Here is an 18,004-nt window from a genome sequence, read left to right on the forward strand (position 1 = left end):
TCGCTTGCAGGCGCTGCGCGGCCCCGGCATCTTGCGTCAAAGCGCGTCGGCGCCTGTCTCCCCGGTACGGATGCGGATCACCTGCTCGATCGGCATGACAAAAATCTTGCCGTCGCCAATCTTGCCGGTACGCGCTGCACGCTCGATCGCCTCGATCGCCTGTTCGACAACGTTGTCGGCCACGGCGACCTCGATCTTGACTTTAGGCAGAAAGTCAACGACATACTCGGCACCGCGATACAACTCGGTATGCCCCTTTTGTCGGCCAAAGCCCTTGACCTCGGTCACCGTGATGCCCGAGATGCCGATCGCCGACAGTGCCTCCCGGACTTCATCCAGCTTGAACGGCTTGATGATCGAGGTAATGAGCTTCATGGAATCCCCTCAGTGGTTGGCTTCTTGCGCTGGGGCGACGTAGAGCAATTAGCATGCCGTATGCTGCGCCCGCGGGCCGTAAGCGACCTGAGCGTGTCAACGTGGCGCGTCGCGGGCACTGCGCCAAGCGAGACTTGACCGGATGGCCAACGCCACACTCACCTTGGCAGCACGGCGTGGCGGACGTGCTAGAGTCTTTCCATCGGCTGCGTGATTGGCTGGCGCGCCCCCAAACCGCGTGGTGAACTGCACCCAAAACAGGTGCCTGGCCAGTTTCGCACCAAAACCGCGCATTCGTGCGACCATGCGCGCCGTGCATCGCGCCGCGATGGCGGCAGCTAAGTTAATGCACGGGCTTTGTGCAACATTTTAGATTGAGGAATGACGATGAAACAGCCAAACGACATGTTCAACGACTTGCAGGCCCGCTTCAGTGAAATGCTGAAAAACTCGCCGGCGAAGGATGTCGAGCGCAACGTCAAGGCGATGCTGTCGCAAGGCTTCTCCAAGCTGGATCTGGTCACGCGCGAGGAATTCGACACCCAGGCTCAGGTGCTGGCCCGCACCCGGCTCAGGCTCGAGGAACTGGAGCGGCGTGTGGCCGAGCTAGAGCAGAAGTTGGCCACGCGCGCAGACAGCGTGTAGGCGCGCAAGCTCCCAGACATCATGATCGGCGGCGACATGCCGCAAGGAAGCGCCATGTCGCTAGCCGTGGTCCGCAGCCGCGCGCCGTTGCACGCGCTCGCGCCCGAAGTCACTGTTGAAGTCCATTTGGCAAACGGCCTGCCGTCGTTTGCGATCGTCGGGTTGCCTGACCTGGAAGTGCGTGAGAGCCGTGAGCGGGTTCGGGCTGCCTTGGCGCATTGCGGTTTCGACGTGCCCGTGCGGCGAATCACCGTCAACCTGGCCCCGGCAGACTTGCCGAAGGAATCCGGACGCTTCGATTTGCCGATTGCACTGGGCATCCTGGCCGCGAGCGGGCAATTGCCGGGCGATGCACTGACCGGCCGCGAGTTCGCCGGCGAATTGTCGCTCAGCGGCGCGCTGCGGCCGGTCCGGGGCGCGTTCGCGATGGCGTGCGGCACCGCGAGACAGGCTGGCCCCGGCGCAGCGTGCCCGGAACTGTACGTGCCGTTGGACAATGCGGCGGAAGCCGCGCTAGCGCCAGGCGTGGCCGTATTTGGGGCCGCCGACTTGGCCGCGCTCGTCGCGCATCTGAAGGGCGAGCCCGAGGCGCGCATCGAGCGCGCGCAGCCGTGCGGCGTCGCCGTGCCCGCGCAACGCGCACCGGATATGGCCGATATAATCGGCCAACCTGCCGCGCGCCGGGCGCTGGAGATCGCCGCCGCCGGCTCGCATCACATGCTGATGGTGGGACCGCCTGGCGCCGGCAAATCGATGCTGGCGCAACGCCTGCCGGGCATACTGCCACCGATGTCGGACGACGACGCGCTGGCCTGTGCGATGCTGCTATCTGCCAGCGGCCGCGGCTTCACGGCGGCAGACTGGGGGCGCCGTCCATTTCGCGCGCCGCATCACAGCGCGAGCGCCGCCGCGTTGGTCGGCGGCTACAACCCGCCGCGCCCCGGCGAAATCACGCTGGCGCACCTGGGCGTACTGTTCCTCGATGAACTGCCCGAGTTTAGCCGCGCGGTGCTGGAGACCCTTCGCGAGCCGCTCGAAACTGGCAGGATCACGATTTCTCGAGCTGCGACACAAACCGACTTTCCCGCCACATGTCAACTGGTGGCCGCGATGAACCCGTGCCCTTGTGGCTTGCGTGGCGATCCACTAGGGCGGTGCCGGTGCACGCCCGGCCAGATCGCCCGCTATGTCGGCAGGCTGTCCGGGCCACTGCTCGACCGGATCGACATCGTTATCGACGTGCCTTCGCTGTCGGCCGCCGAACTCGCCCGCCGCACCGGCACGCGCGGCGAAGCGAGCTACGCGGTCGCGGCGCGTGTGCGGCACGCGCGCGAACGTCAATTAGCACGCCAGCATAAGGCCAATTGCGCGTTGAATGCCGAGGACCTCCATCGCTGGTGTCCGCTCGATCCACACAGCGAAGCGTTACTGCAGACCTGCGGCGAGCGCCTGGGGTGGTCGGGGCGTGCCTTCGACAAGGTGCGCCGCGTTGCACGCACCATCGCCGACCTTGATCTAAGCGATGACGTGCTCGCTGTCCACGTCGGCGAGGCGGTGCAATACCGGCGCGCGTCGATCATGGTCTGATCCTGCCTGCGACTCACAGCCGCACGCCGGTCACATGCGGGCCATAGCCCACCCCGAGCGCGCCGGCTTGCGGGAATTCAGCCCAAAAACGAAACGCCGGGCGAAAACAAGCCTTGACTTATACACATCTGTTTTGATATCGGCAGCGCTTGTGGGCCGAATCCGGCAGATCTCCGACGGTTTACCGCAAACCCATGAAAATAAAGGAAATGCATCCGCTGCCTGGAAACACGCCCACCCCGATGCGGCGACGTCGCAGCGTGCCCCCGGTCCGCGACCCGGATACTTTTCAACAAAGTTATCCACAGGGCATGTGGACAGTATGAAAACTCAATAAAAATCGCATGGTTAGTGCCCATAGCTCGTTTGAAACATCAACAGCGGTGCGCAGCACAACCGCGAAGATTCCCGGCTATTGAAAAAAGCAGGGCCTCAATCCACCTTCAACGACGCAAAGAACTGTTCCAGTTGCACCGGGTCAGGCTCGCGCGTGGACACGACCGCCGCCTGGTACACGCGCCGATCGCGCGCAACAAATTGCGCGTGGATCGTGCGCTGCTCCTGTGTTTGTCTATGGGCTACCGGACCGGCCACATCCATCGCGATGCGCGATTTATCCCTGGCGTCATGGCTGCCTGGAATCCGAACTACGTGCAATACGGGCTGCGCCCCGACGTTGCGCGCCAGACCGCTTTGCAGGTACGTCAGCACTTGCGCACGAAGCGTGGGATCATCGGCGGGAAGCACTACGACACCCACGGCGAACATCGCGTCGCCGACCGTCGCCGTTTGCATCTGCATCTTCAGCGCGTGCCCGGCAATCGTGAGCACGCGCTCGTTAAGCAACGGCTTAGCCGGCAACATCACCGTATAGTGGCCCTCGTCGTTACGCACCGTGCGCCAGTCGAATTGCGGCGAACAAGCGGTGGTCAGCAGCGCAATAGCCAAGATTACCCAGCAGAAACGTCGGTTTAACATTAAATTAGCCCTCATCGCGCAGCCACGGTCGGAGATCGGCGCGGCATCGCGCAAAAACGACGATTATCGCCGACGCGCCGATCAGGCCGTAGCGGGCACGCCCGTCTCACGGGTGCTGCGAATCAGCGATAGAATGTCAGCTATTGTTGTCATGCTGTCCGGCGACGCCACCGGCGTCGCGTCAGCCGAAAAAACGCCGATGCGCCAGCCCGCCACTTCCCGCCCATCCCGCTCATGGATCGCAGCCGCGCTCGTTGCCGTTGCGCTAGCCGTGGGTGCGTATTTCGCTTTTAACACACACAAGCAGGCACCCGTTGCGAGCTTCACGCTGCTGTCTGGTCAGAAGCTGAGCACCGCGGACCTGAAGGGCAAGGTCTATCTGGTCAATTTCTGGGCGACCAGTTGCGACACGTGCGTGAAGGAAATGCCGCAGATGGTCGACACGTACAACCGGTTCAAGGACAAGGGCCTCGAATTCGTTGCTGTCGCGATGCAATACGATCCGCCGATGTACGTGGCCAATTATGCGCAAACGCGGCAACTGCCGTTCAAGGTGGCGATGGACGATGGTTCCGCCGCCAAACAGTTTGGCAACGTCCAGTTGACACCGACCACGTTCGTGATCAGCCGCGACGGCCAGATTCTGAAACGTTATGTCGGTCCGCCGCAATTCGCAGAACTCAACCAGTTGCTGGAAAAAGCGCTGGCAGCCTGACGACAGCTCGACGTCGGCAGCCTAACGACAGGCCAACTCGGTAGTCTGACAATAGGCTAGTGCTGGCAGCCTGATGATAGGCCAGCGCTGACAACTCGGCGGACTGGCCAACGCTGGCGAGATCAGACGGCAAAGCCGGCGTGGGCAACCAGACGAGACCGACTGGCGCTGCCGAGACGACACACCCCGGCCGAGCCCGCTCCCCCGGTTCACGACGGCGCCCGCTCCCTTAGCCCGCGACGACGCCCGCACCTTGCGCTTGTACGTCTGCGTGATAGCTAGAGCGCACCATCGCGCCGACGGCCGCGTGCGTGAAACCCATCGCATAGGCTTCTCGCTCGTACATCTTGAAGGTGTCCGGATGCACGTAGGCACGCACCGGCAGATGGTGCTCCGAGGGTTGCAGATACTGGCCGATCGTCAGCATATCGACATCGTGCGCCCGCAAGTCACGCATCACCTGCAGGATCTCCTCCTCGGTTTCGCCGAGCCCGACCATCAGCCCGGACTTGGTTGCGACGTCCGGATGTAGCGCCTTGAAGTCCTTCAACAGTTTCAATGAATGTGCGTAGTCGGAGCCTGGACGCGCTTCTTTGTATAGTCGCGGCACGGTTTCGAGATTGTGGTTCATCACGTCCGGCGGCGCGGCGTTAAGAATGGCCAGCGCGCGGTCCAACCGGCCTCGGAAGTCCGGTGTCAGGATCTCGATCTGGGTTTGCGGCGACAGCTCCCGCACCTGCCGGATACACTCGACAAAGTGTCCAGCGCCGCCATCGCGCAAGTCGTCGCGGTCCACACTAGTGATCACGACGTAGCGCAGCTTGAGCGCGCCGATGGTACGCGCCAGGTTCACCGGCTCTTCGGCGTCCAGCGGATCCGGCCGCCCGTGCCCGACGTCGCAGAACGGGCAACGGCGCGTGCACTTGTCGCCCATGATCATGAACGTCGCCGTCCCCTTGCCGAAGCATTCGCCGATATTCGGGCAACTGGCTTCCTCGCAAACCGTGTGCAGGTTGTGCTCGCGCAGAATCTGCTTGATTTCGTAAAAGCGGGAATTGCCGGTCGCGGCCTTCACACGGATCCAATCCGGCTTCTTCAGCTTCTCGATCGGCACGACCTTGATCGGAATCCGCGAGGTCTTGGCCTGGGCCTTCTGCTTCGCGCTCGGATCGTAGGTGGTGGAAGAGCCGTGCGCCGCAGACGCGGCGATGATGGTGGCGGAGGGGTCGGGAACAGCAGTCGTCATGTCGAAATCCAGTGCAGTGGCAGCCGCATCCTGCTCAGCCGGCCACGGAGTTGCCCCTTTCGCGTGCTGCATCGGACGATGCAGCAACTGCGACCGGCGGCAGGTTGCCAGTTAGCCGCTCAGCGAGTGTTCGCGCCACGTCGTGCCAATGCGCCGACACGCCGAGCGAAGCCATGTCGATGGTTTCAAGACCGACATAGCCACATGGGTTGATGTCGCGAAACGGCTTCAGATCCATCCGTACGTTAAGACTCACACCATGGTACGAACAGCCATTGCGGATTTTCAGGCCAAGCGCTGCGATCTTCGCGCCGGCATGGCGATGCACGGCGGATCCGGCGGCGACATAGATGCCCGGCGCACCGGCCCGACGCTCACCGACTAGATTATACGCTGCCAGCGTGTCGATCACCGCCTGCTCGATGTGCGTCACCAGGTCGCGCACCCATAGCCGGCGGCGCCGCAAGTCGATCAACAGGTATGCGACGACCTGGCCCGGCCCGTGGTAGGTAATCTGTCCGCCGCGATCGACCTGGACCAGTGCGATACCGCTATGCGCGGCCAGCAGATGGGCCGGATCGCCGGCTTGGCCCAGCGTGTAAACCGGCGGGTGCTCGACTAGCCAGATTTCATCCGTAGTGAGTAGCGTGCGTGCGGCAGTGAACGCGCGCATCGCGTCGAAGCTCGCTTCGTAGGGCTCGAGGCCACGCCAGCGCACGGCGACGTCGTTGGACATCGCCGCGAACGCGACAGATTCAGCGCTGGATTCAAATAACGGCACGGGCATCATCCCGTCAGTTTACCGAAAAGCGGGCCCGCCCGTGCCTGCGACGATCAAACTGACAGCCATCCGGTATGCCAGCCGAGCCGGCTAGCGGACAGCCGTCGCGACCACCATGACGCAATACGTTGGGTATAGTGAAGGCGCAGGGCCACGGTCACCCGCGCCGTGCGCGTGCCTTCGGTGCCGAGCCACATCAACTCGCCGGGCCGCAGCGACAGCGATTCACCCGGGGCCACCCAATAGTCGTGCTCGTCCGCGCTGCGGGTGATCCAAACGCGCTCGCCTTCGATGGTGAGCGCCACGCCCCGGCTCACGCGCAACGGCACGGTCTGCCCGGGTTGAACTTCGAACGTGATGGTTGAATAAAGGGGTTTCATCGTACGCTCCTGCCCACGCCCGGAATGCGCCAGAATAATTAGAATCGTAGCGATGGCCGGCCACGGCGCAAAACGATGTTTTTTCGCCGTCTTGTGAGCATAATTAACAAGCGCCGCGGCACCGCGACGCACGCCACGCACCGGGGGAAAGCGCCATGGACCTGCGTCACTTGCCCAACCTAGGCACGTTGAAGGCTTTCGAAGCCGCGGCCCGGCTAGAGAGCTTTTCGCGCGCCGCCCAGGAGCTGTTCGTGACGCACGGCGCGATCAGTCACCAGATCCGCGCGCTGGAGGCCGAACTCGGCATGCCGCTGTTCAAGCGTGATGGCAAGCGGATCGCGTTGACCGGCTGCGGGCGCCGCTATGCGGCCCAGGTGCGCGCCGCACTGTTCGACATTGCCGCAGCCACCGATGCGGTTCGCGCCGGTGACCGGGAACGCCGGCTTGTGATCAGCGTGCTGCCGCCGTTTGCCGCCCGCTGGATGACGCCGCGGATCGGACGCTTCATCGAGCGGCACCCGGAAATCGACGTCGAGCTGTTGTCCACTAACGCGATCACGCACTTCAATCGAGACGATGTCGACGTTGCGCTGCGCTTTGGCGGCGGCAACTATCCGGGTTGTTCGTTGAGCCGCTGCTCGATGAGGTATTTTTCCCGGTATGCACGCCCAGCTTCAACGGCGGCCAACTGCCGAAAACGCCGGCCGACCTGGCCGGCCTGACGCTGCTGCGCAACGACGACGAGATGTGGGGTCCATGGTTCCAGGCGGCGGGTCTGAGTGGCTGGAGCGAGCCGCGGCGTGGGGTACTATACCAGGACTCGTCGATGCTGCTGCAAGCCGCGCTGGAGGGCCAGGGCATTGCGCTAGTGCGCCGCTCGCTGGCGATGCAAGAGGTGATCAACGGCCGGCTCGTGCGGCTATTCGACATAGACGGCCCCAGTCCGGGGACGTATTGGTTCGTCTGTCCACCCCCGCTGCTGGAAACGCGCCGGGTCACGGTATTGCTCGAATGGCTGCGTGAGGAGGCCGGGCGCTTTCGCGCTCTGTACGCGCAATGCCCAAGCGGCGTACCCATTTCCCCGGCCACAGCGTAAGCGCTACAGCCGTGCCACGAGCGTTACAGCCGTGCCATGCGACGCGCCACGGGTGCAGCCGCGCGACGGCTGCATGGGGCGCCGTGCTGCATTACGACGGCGTACCACGCGCGGCGATTGTCCACGCACGACGCTCGCCCAGTCGTCATAGCACGACCTTCACCATCGGGTGCCCGGTCAACGCACGATAGAGGTCGTCGATTTGCGCACGGCTGGTCGCACGCACCGTCACTGTGAGGCCGACGTAGTTACCACCGCTGGACGGACGGCTCTGGACCCGGCTGTCATCGAACTCAACATCGAATTGCCGGACCACCTCAACAATGGCCTGCTGAAACTGCGGATGCGCCTTGCCCATCACCTTGATCGGGAAGTCACACGGAAACTGCAACAGCGATTCGTTGGATGAGTTCATGACAGCCTTCCTTCGATTATGACAGCGTTTTTTCACTCCCCGGTTTTATGCGGCGCCCCCGCGCGGGGTGCGCCGACCTCGGCGGCCAATCGCCTGACCCTCAGCTTACTTCTTGTTGGCCAGCATCAGCAGCGACGAGTCCCACAAACGTCCGAAGATGCCGGCCTGCGGCACGGCCTGCAGCGCCACAGCCGGGAACTGTGTCAGTACCTTGCCGTCGGCGACGACCTTCACCGTGCCCACCACCTGCCCGTCGGCGATCGGGCCAACCAGCGGACCATGGCGCTCGAGCACCGGCTTGATCTTGTCGCCCACCCCCTTCGGAACCGTGATGTACTGGTCGCTCTTGACGCCGACCGGCACCGCGTTCTGCAAGCCCTTGTACACGCGCGGTGAATCGATGACCTGGTTGGCCTTGTACAGGCGCACCGTGTCATACGCCGTGTAGCCGTAGTTCAGCATCTTCAGACTGTCCTGCGTGCGATCGTGCTCCTTGGGCTCGCCCATCATCACGCTCACCAGCCGGCGCGACGCGTCCGGCCCCCCCGGCAGCGGCCGTTTCGCGCTGGCGATCAGGCAGTAGCCAGCCGCCTTCGTATGGCCAGTCTTGAGCCCGTCCACGGTCGGGTCAATCCACAGCAGCCGGTTGCGATTCAGCTGCTTGATCTTGTTGTACGTGAAATCCTTGACCGCGAAAATCGAATAATACTCAGGATAGTCACGAATCAAGTGCGCCGACAGCACGGCCAGGTCGGCCGCGCTCGTGTAGTGCTGGGGATTGGGCATGCCATTCACGTCGGCGTAATGCGTGTTCTTCATGCCCAGCTTCTGCGCCGCCTCGTTCATCATTTGCACGAAGTGCGCTTCGCTGCCGCCAACAAGCTCGGCCAGCGCGATCGCCGCGTCGTTGCCCGACTGTACGATCATCCCGTACACCAGATCGTGCACGGTCACCGGCTTATTCGCCTCGATGAACATGCGCGACTCGTCCGTGCCCACACGACGCACCGCCTCGCTCGGCATCACGGTCTGGTCCATCGAGATCTTCCTGGTCTTCAACGCATCGAACACCAGGTATGAGGTCATCAACTTGGTCAGTGAAGCGGGCTCGACCCGCTCGTCGGCGTTGGCCGACGCAAGCGTCTGCGCGCTGCTGGCATCGACGAGCACCCACGAGCGTGCATTGACGGCCGGAGGCGGCACTTGTGCGAGCGCGTCGGCGGGAACGATGAGAGCGGAAGCAGCGAGTGCGGCAGGCAGCACGCACGCGAGCGTTGCCGCGCGGGCGGCAACGCTTGGGACAAAGGTCAAACGCATAGCAATCGAATCGACGTTAAACGGGGGAGTTCGGGAAGCGGCCCGCTACGGCGGCCCGCGGCGCAAGCCGATTGGACTGACGAGCGAGCCAAGCGTTCGTGTCCACGCGGCGAACCAGCACGGCTCGGCACGGGTAATGCGCGAACCGCCTGTGCGGCGGCAGCGGCGCGGCACCCATTATACGCGCCAGCGCTCGGCGATCACCCGCTTTAGGATATGCAGCTTGCGATGGAAAAAATGCTCGGCCCCCGGGATCACCACGACCGGCAGTTCCTGCGGCCGCGCCCAGTCGTAGACCGACGCAAGCGGCACCGTATCGTCGAGTTCACCGTGAATCACGATGGTGTCGAGCGGCACGTCGGCGACCTGCCAACGGCTTGCCGCGGTGCCGACGAATACCATGCGCTCGATCGCGTCACCGCGTTCGAGCAGTCGCCGCGCCACGTGTGACAGCACGAATGTGCCGAACGAGAAACCCGCCAGCACCAGCGGCACCCCGGCCAGCCCCGGCAGCGTGCGCGCGTGATCGATTACCGCAATCAGGTCATCCTGCTCGCCGCGCCCATCATCATGCTCGCCTTCGGTGGCACCGACGCCGCGGAAGTTCGATCGCACCGCCACGTAGCCAAGTTGCACCAACGTGCGCGCCAGCGTCTGCGCGACCTTATTGTCCAACGAGCCGCCGAACAGCGGATGTGGGTGCGCGACCAATGCTAGCCCGCGTGGCTCGCCCCCCGCGCCGCCACGATCCGGACGATCGATCGCAATCTCGATCTTGCCAACCGGACCGTCGATCCGATACTTCTGCGTTTGCGCGTTCATCCGGTCACGCCCCGCCGCGCGGCGCATCAACCAGCAGGCGCTCGACGATCCGGCCACCAACCAAATGCGAATCGATGATCTCGTCGATATCTGCTTCATCGACATAGGTGTACCACGTCGCATCGGGGTACACGACCAGCACGGGACCGAGCTCGCAGCGGTCCAGGCACCCGGCCTTGTTGATGCGCACCTTGCCCTCGCCGGCAAGGCCCAGCGCCTTGATACGCCGTTTCGCGTATTCCTGCATCGCTTGCGCACCGCAGTTTGCGCAACTCGGGCGCTCGCCGGGATCGCGCTGGTTCAAGCAGAAGAAAACGTGGTGCTGATAAAAAGAAGTCATTGGAAAGCGGTCCCGCCATCGGCATTAAGGCGATTATAACGACGGGGCAACCGGCACGCCGTGCGCCCCATCGCTCAGCGCGAGCGCCGGCTGACTGGCCAGCCAGTCAGCCAGTTGCGACAGCGCAACGTCACTGGCCTGCGCGAGCGCGCGCACGCCGCCGCTCGCATCGGCGGACGACGCCGGCGCATCGGCGCGGAACGTCGCCTGCGTGAACTGTCCGCCCCGCCGCAGCAACGTCGCACGCAACGCGACGACGCCGCGGCTCGCGCCGGGCTTGTCGAAGATCTGCTCGAATTCTAGTAACTCGACCCTCAACACCGGTGCCGACACCGGGTCGCCGGGCGAGACCACCGCGCCGCGTGCGCCGAGCAGCGCGCGCAAACGTTGCGTCAGCAACTGTGCCGGCGTCGCAACCCAGCGGCTGGACGCGTAAGTGCGCGGCTGCTGCGCGTGCGCATAGGCGAGTCGGTAGACGATGCCGTCCGAATCCAGGCTCGCCGGTGCGCCCATGTCGACTAGCTTAAACGGACCGAACGCCGGCGCCGCGGCGTCGGCGCGAGGTGCCGCCCCGTTCGGGCTCATAGGACCGGAGTGCACCGCGATGGCCGACGCGCCGAGATCGTAGCGATGGGCCGCCGGCGACGCGCGGTGTCCGGCCGTGCCGCATCCGCCGAACGTGAACGCGCCCAGCAACACCACAAGCGGACCCATAATACGTGATGACATCGATAATCCTCGTCGAATAGACGTTTGCCGTGCAGGGCGGCAACGTGCGCGCGTCAGCGCGGGGAGCTGGATGACCACGAGAAGCCCGGCTCGCCGGGCCCCGGCTCGGGCGACGGTGCACCGAACAGCAGTGCACGCGGATTCGCGTTGATCGTGCCTGCCGCGCTGTGGACCGACCGCATGGCCTGCCTGACGTCGTCGGCCAGCGAATTCACGCGGGGCAACGTCTCGTAGCCAACTCGCGCGGTCAGCTCCTGCATCGACGTATTAAGCTGCGCCAATGCCACACCCGCCTGCTCGGCCGCCTGACCGACCCGGTTCAGATTGGCTGCAACTGGCCCATTGGGATTGGACAGGCTGGTCGCCAGCACGTTGACTGAGCCCATCGTCCGATTCAGCTCGTCGATCGTGTCCGGCAACTTGCGTGTCACTGGCTCCAGGTGCTGCGTAAGCGCAGCCACGCCGCTGGCCGCATCCTGGATGCTGCGCGCGGTGGCCAAGTATTGCCGGCGGTTCGGCTCGTCGGTCATCTGCTGCAGGTTGACCGCAATTTTCTCCATCTGATTGAGCAACGCCACGCCACGCCGCTGCAAATCATCGAACAAGCCAGGCCGCATCGGGATCTGTGCGACGTTCTCGTCGGACGAGATCAGGGGGTGCAGATCGTCGCCGGTATCATCCAGCTGGATAAAGCCCAGCCCGGTCACGCCTTGCAAGCCGAGCGACGCGAAGCTCGAGTGGGTCAGCGGCACGCGCTTGTCCACAAGGATCCGGATTACGATCCGGCCAGGGCGGTGCGTGTCGAAGTGAATGTTCTGCACGTTGCCGACCGCCAGTCCGCGATAGCGCACCGCCGCGTCGGCGCGCAGACCGGTTACATTCGTCGTGGCAACCAGGTCATACGGGACGCGCTCGGTGCGATCCATGCTGAACCACGCGATTGTCAGCGCGATCGCCACCAACAGCACGATCGTAAACAGCCCAGCCCAGAATGCATGTGACTTATTTTCCATCTCAGCTTCCCTCAACGCCGACGCCCGGTCGGCGATGCTCGCTGCGATGCCCGCGCCGGACTGCGTGCTCGACTTCAAGCAATGCGTCGTCGGGTATCGGCTCGAGCGCGGCCGCCGGCAGCTTGGCACGGCGCGACGCTGGCAGCGCCTGCAGTGCGCGGCGGCCGCGCATGCCCAAAAAATACTCGCGGATGAACGGGTGGTCGACGCCGGCGACCTGCTCGAGTGGCGCCGCGACGATCACCTTGCGATCGGCCAGCACCGCCACGCGCGTGGACAATGACACTATCGTGTCCAGGTCGTGCGTAACCATCACCACCGTCAGGCCGAGTGCACGATGCAGCGTCGCAATCAGCTTGACGAACTCCTCTGACGCCTGAGGATCCAAACCGGCAGTCGGCTCGTCCAGAAACAGCAGCTCCGGCTCCAAAGCCAACGCGCGCGCGATACCCACGCGCTTAACCATCCCACCGGACAGCGCGGCCGGCACCTTGGTCGCGTGCCGGCCCGACAGCCCGACCATTTCGAGCTTCAGCATGACGATATCCGACAATAGCGCCGGCGGGATCTTGCCCAGTTCGCGCAATGGCTGCGCGATGTTATCGAATACCGTCATCGCGGAAAACAGCGCGCCATGCTGGAATAACATGCCCGAACGGTTCCGCAGCAATTGGGCCGCGCGCGCGCTCATCGTCACAGTATCCTCGCCGAAGATGCGGATCGTGCCCGAGCTCGGCACCTCAAGGCCGAGAATCTGCCGGATCAACGTCGTCTTGCCGGAGCCGGAACCACCGACCAGCGACACGATCTCGCCGCGCCGCACGTCCAGGTCCAGATGCTCGTGGATCACCGTGCGACCATAGCGCTTGGTCAGATCGGCTACCTCGATGACAGGCTCGGCCACCGGCGGCGCACCGTGGGCGAGGGCCACCGAGGTCAGCGCGTGCGGTTGGGTCATCGGCGCCTCACAACAATCCGATCCGTTGGAACATGATCGCGAACACCGCGTCGGCCAGCATCACGACCGTGATGGAGGACACAACCGACGTGGTCGTTCCTTCGCCCAAGCTTTGCGAATTGGGCTTGATGCGCAAGCCGAAGTGGCAGCCGACCAGCGCGATTAGCATGCCGAACGCCACACCCTTGCCCAGGCCGAGGTACAGGTTCGCCACCGGCACCACGCTTGGCAACGACCGGATAAAGAAGCTCATATCAATATTGAGCACCAGTTGCGCGGCCAGCATCCCACCGGCCAGCGCGATGGCGTCGGTCCAGATCACGAGCAACGGCATCGCGACACCCAGCGCGATCACCCGCGGCAAAATCAACCGCAGCCCATGCGAGATCCCCATGACGCGCATCGCGTCCAATTCCTCGGTCACGCGCATCACGCCCAATTGCGCGGTGATCGCCGAGCCGGAGCGGCCGGCCACGAGAATCGCCGCAAGCACCGGGCCAAGCTCCCGAATGATCGACAGCCCGAGAATGTTGACGATGTATGCGTTCGCGCCGAACAACCTCAGTTGCTGCGCGGATAGATACGACAGTACGATGCCGATCAGGAAGGCGACCAGCGCGGTGATCGGCAGCGCCTGCGCGCCGGCCGCGTAGACGTTTGCGGAAATCTCGCTCCACGGGATCCGACGTGGGTCGCGCAGCAACCTGCCGCAGTCAATCACCAGACCACCGAGCAGTGTGATGCCGTCGCGCAAGTGCCCGGCGAAACCGAACACCGCAAGACCCAGCCGCGTGATGGGATCGATTGCCGCCGCCGGCTCGGCAGGCTCGCGCGTTGCATCAAGCAGCGCGATCCGCTCAAAGATCTCGCGCTGCGTATCGGTCAGGCTGAGGCCGCACGGCAAGTGCCGTCCCCAGATCTGCCACAGCGCCTGTGCGCCAACATGGTCTAGCCGCTGGATTGGCGACAGGTCCCACAGCGTGTCGGCCCGGGCCGCCGCGTCGCGCAGCGTGCGCAGCTTGGCCGCGATGCCGCCGCGCCGCTGGTCCAGTGCCAGCGAGAGCGCGGTCCATTGGCCGCCCAGGCGAATCGCCATACCCGACGGCACAGACCGGTCCTGGCTCGTTTTCACGGCATCGACAGTGAGCAACGGCGGCGTCTCGAAATCCAAAGCGGGCACGGCATAGGGTCAACGTAGCGTCATTGTATCGAAAGGCGCGGCACGGCATCGCTACAATAGCAAGATGTTCGATCATTCTTTCCCCCTTGATCCGCCCGACATCCCGGGCAAGGCCGCCGCCGGCGGCGATCCGCGGCCGGCGGCGGCCCGCCGCATCGAACGCGAGCGGCTCCTCGAGTTGCTCGATCCACGGCCTTCGCGCTGGGCGCTTGAGGTGGTCTACGAGACCGGCTCGACCAACGCGGATCTCGCCGCGCGGCTGAAGCAAGTACGCGGCGTGCCGTTCGAGCCGAGCGTGCGCGTCGCTTATTCACAAACGGCGGGACGAGGACGGCGCGGCCGGCCGTGGTTGGCTACCCCGGGCAATGCGCTGCTGTTCTCGCTCAGCTACTTGATGCCGCGCGCGCCGAACCAGCTCGCCGGGCTGAGCCTGGCGCTCGGCGCGACGATCGTGGACGGGCTGCGCACCCTGCCGCTGGATGACAACGGACGGCTCTCGCTCAAGTGGCCAAACGACATCCTGTTGGACGGCGCGAAGCTGGCCGGCGTGCTCGTGGAAACCGTATGGAGCACGCGCGACGCCACCGCGCTGGTAATCGGCGTGGGCCTGAACGTCAGTAGCACCGATGAGTTGGAGCAGCAAATCGCGTCGTTGCATGAAACGCTGCACGCCACGCTGCCGACTGTGCCTGGCGCACTATCCCACGCGTGGCCGCACGCTGCGCTCACCCCCGTGCTCGGCGCGGTGCTCAATGCACTGGCAGTCGGGCTGGAACGCTTCGGCCGGCATGGCTTCGAGCCGTTCCGAGACACCTGGGTCGCCCAGCATGCGTATGCGGGCCAGGAAGTGGTGGTCCTGGAGCAAGGTGACGAGATGGCACGCGGCATCGCGTACGGCGTTGACGAACAAGGACAACTGCTGATACGCACACCACAAGCAATCCGGGCGATCGCCACGGGCGACGTGTCGCTGCGGCTTGCCGCAAGCGTTGATGCGCCGGCGCGGCCGGCCGCCAACGGACGCGTGCATGAACAGCCGCACAACGACGACGCATAAGCCGCCATGATCGATCCTGACCTTACCGGCACGGCCGGCCGCCACCGCCTGGTGATCGACGCGGGCAACAGCCGCACTAAATGGGCGCTGGTGCACGCCGATGGCGGTCTGCGGCAACTCGGCGCGTTCTCGCATGAAAACCCGCTGGACGACGCGCAGGGCGACGTGGTCGCACGCACGGCGGAACTGCAGTGGGACGACTTGCCGACGCCAGCCGATATCTGGATCTCCAACGTTGCGGGCCAGCACGTCGCCGCGCGCCTGTCGGCGATGCTGGATGCGCGCTGGCCCGGTATCGCACGCACGACCATCGTATCGCGCCACTCGCAGTGCGGGGTGACAAACGGATATGGCGAGCCGGCACAACTCGGCACCGATCGCTGGGCCGGCATGATCGGTGCACATGCGGCCTACCCACGTGAGCATCTGCTGATCGTCACGCTCGGTACTGCGACGACGATCGAAGCGCTGCGCGCCGACGGCATCTTTGTCGGTGGCTTGATTGCACCGGGATGGTCGTTGATGATGCGCTCGCTCGGCGAGCATACCGCGCAGTTGCCAACACTGACGCCGGCCAGCGCACGCTCCGCGCTGGCCGGCAAGCCGGGGCTGACGTTCGGCACCGACACGCCCGCGTCGCTGTGCGCCGGATGTGCGCTCGCGCAAACTGGCCTGATTGAGCATGCTTATCTAACATGGCGTGCCGAGCTCGGCGGCGCGCCGGTACGCATGGTGCTTGGCGGCGGCGGCGCCGACGCGTTGGCGCCGGCGCTGACCGTGCCGCACACGCGGCACGATCATTTGATCCTGTCTGGGCTCGCGCTGATTGCGCAGGACGAGGTGGCAACGCTCAGGCACAGCGCCTGACGTCGCGACCTTCTATGCAAGCACAGAGAATCGCCGATGCTGCGCACGTTGATTGCAGGATGCCACAGCCCCCGTCACAGCTAATGATCGGCGGGCCAATCCGACATTCGAAGCTGGCCGTCTGCGCGCTCGGCCCGTGATCAGCGGGCGCGTACGCGCTGTAGCAGCTTCGTCGTCGAGCGGTCGTGCTCGAACGGAATCGCCAGTGCGCGGCCACCCCAACTGCGCACCAGTGCCGATTCTGGCAGCTTGTCCATGTCGTAGTCGCCCCCCTTGACCAGGATGTCCGGGTGCAACGCGCGAATCAACTCGATCGGCGTCGCCTCGTCGAACATCACGACGTAATCGACGCTTTCCAGCGCGGCAAGCAACGCCATGCGGTCCGCTTGCGCATTGATCGGGCGATCGTCGCCCTTGCCAAGTTGCCGCACCGACGCGTCGCTGTTGACGCCGACCACCAGGCACGCGCCCAACGCGCGGGCGTCGTCCAGATACGTCACATGCCCGCGATGCAGGATATCGAACACACCATTGGTGAACACGACCGGCGCGCCGAGCAAGGCGCGGCGCGCGAGCAAGGTCTGCCACTCGACAATCTTGCGCTCGAACGAAGCCGGCATCGGTCTACGCCGGCTGTTCTGCGCCGCCCACGTCGGTATCGCGCTGCAGTCGCGCCGTTAACTCCTTGCGGTAACGGTTCAACTCCTGCGCCGTCGTGAACGTGCGCTCGAACAGTAGCGACAGGTTGTGCAGGATCCGCTCAATCACCTTCTTTTCCCACGTGTCGTCGAATCGGATCTGTTCGTCCAGCCAGCGCTCGAGCCATTCCGGGTCGGGCAGTCGCGATTGCACAGTGTCCCGCGGGAACAACTGCCGGTTCACGTGCAGGTTCGTTGGGTGCAGCGGCTTCTCGGTGCGCCGGGCCGACGCCATCAGCACGCCGATCTTCGCAAATGCGGCGCGCGCGGAGTCGCCGGCCGTAGCCAGCGCCTTTTTCATATACCGAAGGTAGGCGCCGCCGTGCCGCGCCTCGTCGCGTGAAATCGTCTCGTAGATATGCTTGATCACCGGCTCCGTATGCCACTCGGCCGCACGGCGGTACCAGTGGTTCAACCGGATCTCGCCGCAGAAATGCAGCATCAGCGTTTCCAGCGGCGGCGCCGGGTCGAACGGGAAGCGCACCGCGTGCAACTCCTGCTCGGTCGGCACGAACTCCGGGCGAAAGCGCCGCAGATATTCCATCAATACCAGCGCATGCTTTTGTTCCTCAAAAAACCAAACGCTCATAAACGCGCAGAAGTCACTATCGCTATGGTTATCGCGCAGAAACATCTCCGTCGCCGGCAACGCGGACCATTCGGTAATCGCGTTCATCTTAATCGTGTTCGCCTGCTCGTCAGTCAGCAGCGACCCATCGAACTTGTCCCACGGGATGTCCTTTTCCATATCCCAGCGAACCGATTCGAGCGAGCGGTAGAGTTCCGGATAAAGCATGGTGTTCAT

Annotated in this window: 20 protein-coding genes and 1 pseudogene; 6 read left to right on the top strand and 15 right to left on the bottom strand. The window is 64.4% G+C overall.

Features of this window, described 5'->3' with window-relative positions; genetic code table 11:
* Positions 1-36 precede the first annotated feature (36 nt).
* Positions 37-375 (bottom strand): P-II family nitrogen regulator, encoded by a 339-nt coding sequence (gene glnK, locus KPG66_RS11705; protein WP_013436418.1) that lies wholly within the window; start codon positions 373-375, stop codon positions 37-39.
* A 387-nt stretch (positions 376-762) separates the two neighbouring features.
* Between glnK and KPG66_RS11710 the strand changes: the two genes are divergently transcribed.
* Positions 763-1,020 (top strand): accessory factor UbiK family protein, encoded by a 258-nt coding sequence (locus KPG66_RS11710; protein WP_041754527.1) that lies wholly within the window; start codon positions 763-765, stop codon positions 1,018-1,020.
* A 54-nt stretch (positions 1,021-1,074) separates the two neighbouring features.
* Positions 1,075-2,607, top strand: coding sequence for a YifB family Mg chelatase-like AAA ATPase (locus KPG66_RS11715; RefSeq protein WP_237070955.1), 1,533 nt, complete (start codon positions 1,075-1,077; stop codon positions 2,605-2,607).
* 432 nt (positions 2,608-3,039) lie between these two features.
* On the opposite strand, the gene KPG66_RS11720 is transcribed toward KPG66_RS11715, so the two are convergent.
* Positions 3,040-3,555: a hypothetical protein gene (locus KPG66_RS11720; RefSeq protein ID WP_237070956.1), complete on the bottom strand. Its 516-nt coding sequence runs from the start codon at positions 3,553-3,555 to the stop codon at positions 3,040-3,042.
* Positions 3,556-3,784: 229 nt separating this feature from the next.
* On the opposite strand from KPG66_RS11720, the gene KPG66_RS11725 reads away from it, so the two are divergent.
* On the top strand, positions 3,785-4,300 hold the full coding sequence (locus KPG66_RS11725) for a TlpA disulfide reductase family protein (protein WP_237071028.1): 516 nt from the start codon (positions 3,785-3,787) through the stop codon (positions 4,298-4,300).
* A 229-nt stretch (positions 4,301-4,529) separates the two neighbouring features.
* Here the strand turns inward: KPG66_RS11725 and lipA are convergent, their stop codons facing one another.
* The 3 genes from lipA to KPG66_RS11740 form a co-directional block, all read right to left on the bottom strand.
* A complete protein-coding gene (gene lipA / locus KPG66_RS11730) occupies positions 4,530-5,546 on the bottom strand; it encodes a lipoyl synthase (protein WP_041754532.1) in 1,017 nt (338 codons plus the stop codon).
* A 34-nt stretch (positions 5,547-5,580) separates the two neighbouring features.
* The gene (gene lipB / locus KPG66_RS11735) at positions 5,581-6,282 is read right to left on the bottom strand and encodes a lipoyl(octanoyl) transferase LipB (RefSeq protein ID WP_237071029.1); all 702 of its coding nucleotides are present in this window, start codon (positions 6,280-6,282) and stop codon (positions 5,581-5,583) included.
* Positions 6,283-6,380: 98 nt separating this feature from the next.
* Positions 6,381-6,707: a DUF2917 domain-containing protein gene (locus KPG66_RS11740; protein ID WP_237070957.1), complete on the bottom strand. Its 327-nt coding sequence runs from the start codon at positions 6,705-6,707 to the stop codon at positions 6,381-6,383.
* A 155-nt stretch (positions 6,708-6,862) separates the two neighbouring features.
* Between KPG66_RS11740 and KPG66_RS11745 the strand changes: the two are divergent.
* Positions 6,863-7,803, top strand: a pseudogene (locus KPG66_RS11745) (transcriptional regulator GcvA).
* A gap of 145 nt (positions 7,804-7,948) precedes the next feature.
* On the opposite strand, the gene KPG66_RS11750 reads toward KPG66_RS11745, so the two are convergent.
* From KPG66_RS11750 to KPG66_RS11785, 8 genes are all read right to left on the bottom strand, one after another.
* Complete coding sequence (locus KPG66_RS11750) at positions 7,949-8,218, bottom strand: HP0495 family protein (protein WP_041753887.1); 270 nt, start codon at positions 8,216-8,218, stop codon at positions 7,949-7,951.
* A 105-nt stretch (positions 8,219-8,323) separates the two neighbouring features.
* A complete protein-coding gene (locus KPG66_RS11755) occupies positions 8,324-9,535 on the bottom strand; it encodes a D-alanyl-D-alanine carboxypeptidase family protein (protein ID WP_237070958.1) in 1,212 nt (403 codons plus the stop codon).
* 177 nt (positions 9,536-9,712) lie between these two features.
* Positions 9,713-10,357 carry an alpha/beta hydrolase gene (locus tag KPG66_RS11760; RefSeq protein WP_237070959.1) on the bottom strand — a complete coding sequence of 215 codons (645 nt, stop codon included), beginning with the start codon at positions 10,355-10,357 and terminating at the stop codon, positions 9,713-9,715.
* A gap of 4 nt (positions 10,358-10,361) precedes the next feature.
* Positions 10,362-10,697 (bottom strand): (2Fe-2S) ferredoxin domain-containing protein, encoded by a 336-nt coding sequence (locus tag KPG66_RS11765; RefSeq protein ID WP_013436434.1) that lies wholly within the window; start codon positions 10,695-10,697, stop codon positions 10,362-10,364.
* Positions 10,698-10,730: 33 nt separating this feature from the next.
* Positions 10,731-11,426, bottom strand: coding sequence for an ABC-type transport auxiliary lipoprotein family protein (locus tag KPG66_RS11770; RefSeq protein ID WP_237070960.1), 696 nt, complete (start codon positions 11,424-11,426; stop codon positions 10,731-10,733).
* Positions 11,427-11,479: 53 nt separating this feature from the next.
* On the bottom strand, positions 11,480-12,439 hold the full coding sequence (locus KPG66_RS11775) for an MlaD family protein (protein WP_237070961.1): 960 nt from the start codon (positions 12,437-12,439) through the stop codon (positions 11,480-11,482).
* A gap of 1 nt (position 12,440) precedes the next feature.
* The gene (locus tag KPG66_RS11780) at positions 12,441-13,397 is read right to left on the bottom strand and encodes an ABC transporter ATP-binding protein (RefSeq protein ID WP_237070962.1); all 957 of its coding nucleotides are present in this window, start codon (positions 13,395-13,397) and stop codon (positions 12,441-12,443) included.
* Between the two features lie 7 nt (positions 13,398-13,404).
* Complete coding sequence (locus KPG66_RS11785) at positions 13,405-14,568, bottom strand: MlaE family ABC transporter permease (RefSeq protein ID WP_041753889.1); 1,164 nt, start codon at positions 14,566-14,568, stop codon at positions 13,405-13,407.
* A gap of 73 nt (positions 14,569-14,641) precedes the next feature.
* Here KPG66_RS11785 and KPG66_RS11790 point away from each other — a divergent pair, with 73 nt between their 5' ends.
* Together KPG66_RS11790 and KPG66_RS11795 are read left to right on the top strand one after the other, a co-directional pair.
* Entirely contained in the window at positions 14,642-15,634 is a 993-nt protein-coding gene (locus KPG66_RS11790) for a biotin--[acetyl-CoA-carboxylase] ligase (RefSeq protein WP_013436440.1), read from the top strand.
* Between the two features lie 6 nt (positions 15,635-15,640).
* Positions 15,641-16,501, top strand: a complete 861-nt coding sequence (locus KPG66_RS11795; RefSeq protein WP_237070963.1) for a type III pantothenate kinase — start codon at positions 15,641-15,643, stop codon at positions 16,499-16,501.
* A gap of 140 nt (positions 16,502-16,641) precedes the next feature.
* Here KPG66_RS11795 and rfaE2 read toward each other — a convergent pair whose 3' ends face one another.
* Complete coding sequence (gene rfaE2, locus KPG66_RS11800) at positions 16,642-17,121, bottom strand: D-glycero-beta-D-manno-heptose 1-phosphate adenylyltransferase (RefSeq protein WP_237070964.1); 480 nt, start codon at positions 17,119-17,121, stop codon at positions 16,642-16,644.
* A 4-nt stretch (positions 17,122-17,125) separates the two neighbouring features.
* Complete coding sequence (locus tag KPG66_RS11805) at positions 17,126-18,004, bottom strand: ferritin (protein ID WP_013436443.1); 879 nt, start codon at positions 18,002-18,004, stop codon at positions 17,126-17,128.

This window comes from Mycetohabitans sp. B2 (assembly GCF_021733735.1).
Lineage (GTDB): Bacteria > Pseudomonadota > Gammaproteobacteria > Burkholderiales > Burkholderiaceae > Mycetohabitans > Mycetohabitans rhizoxinica.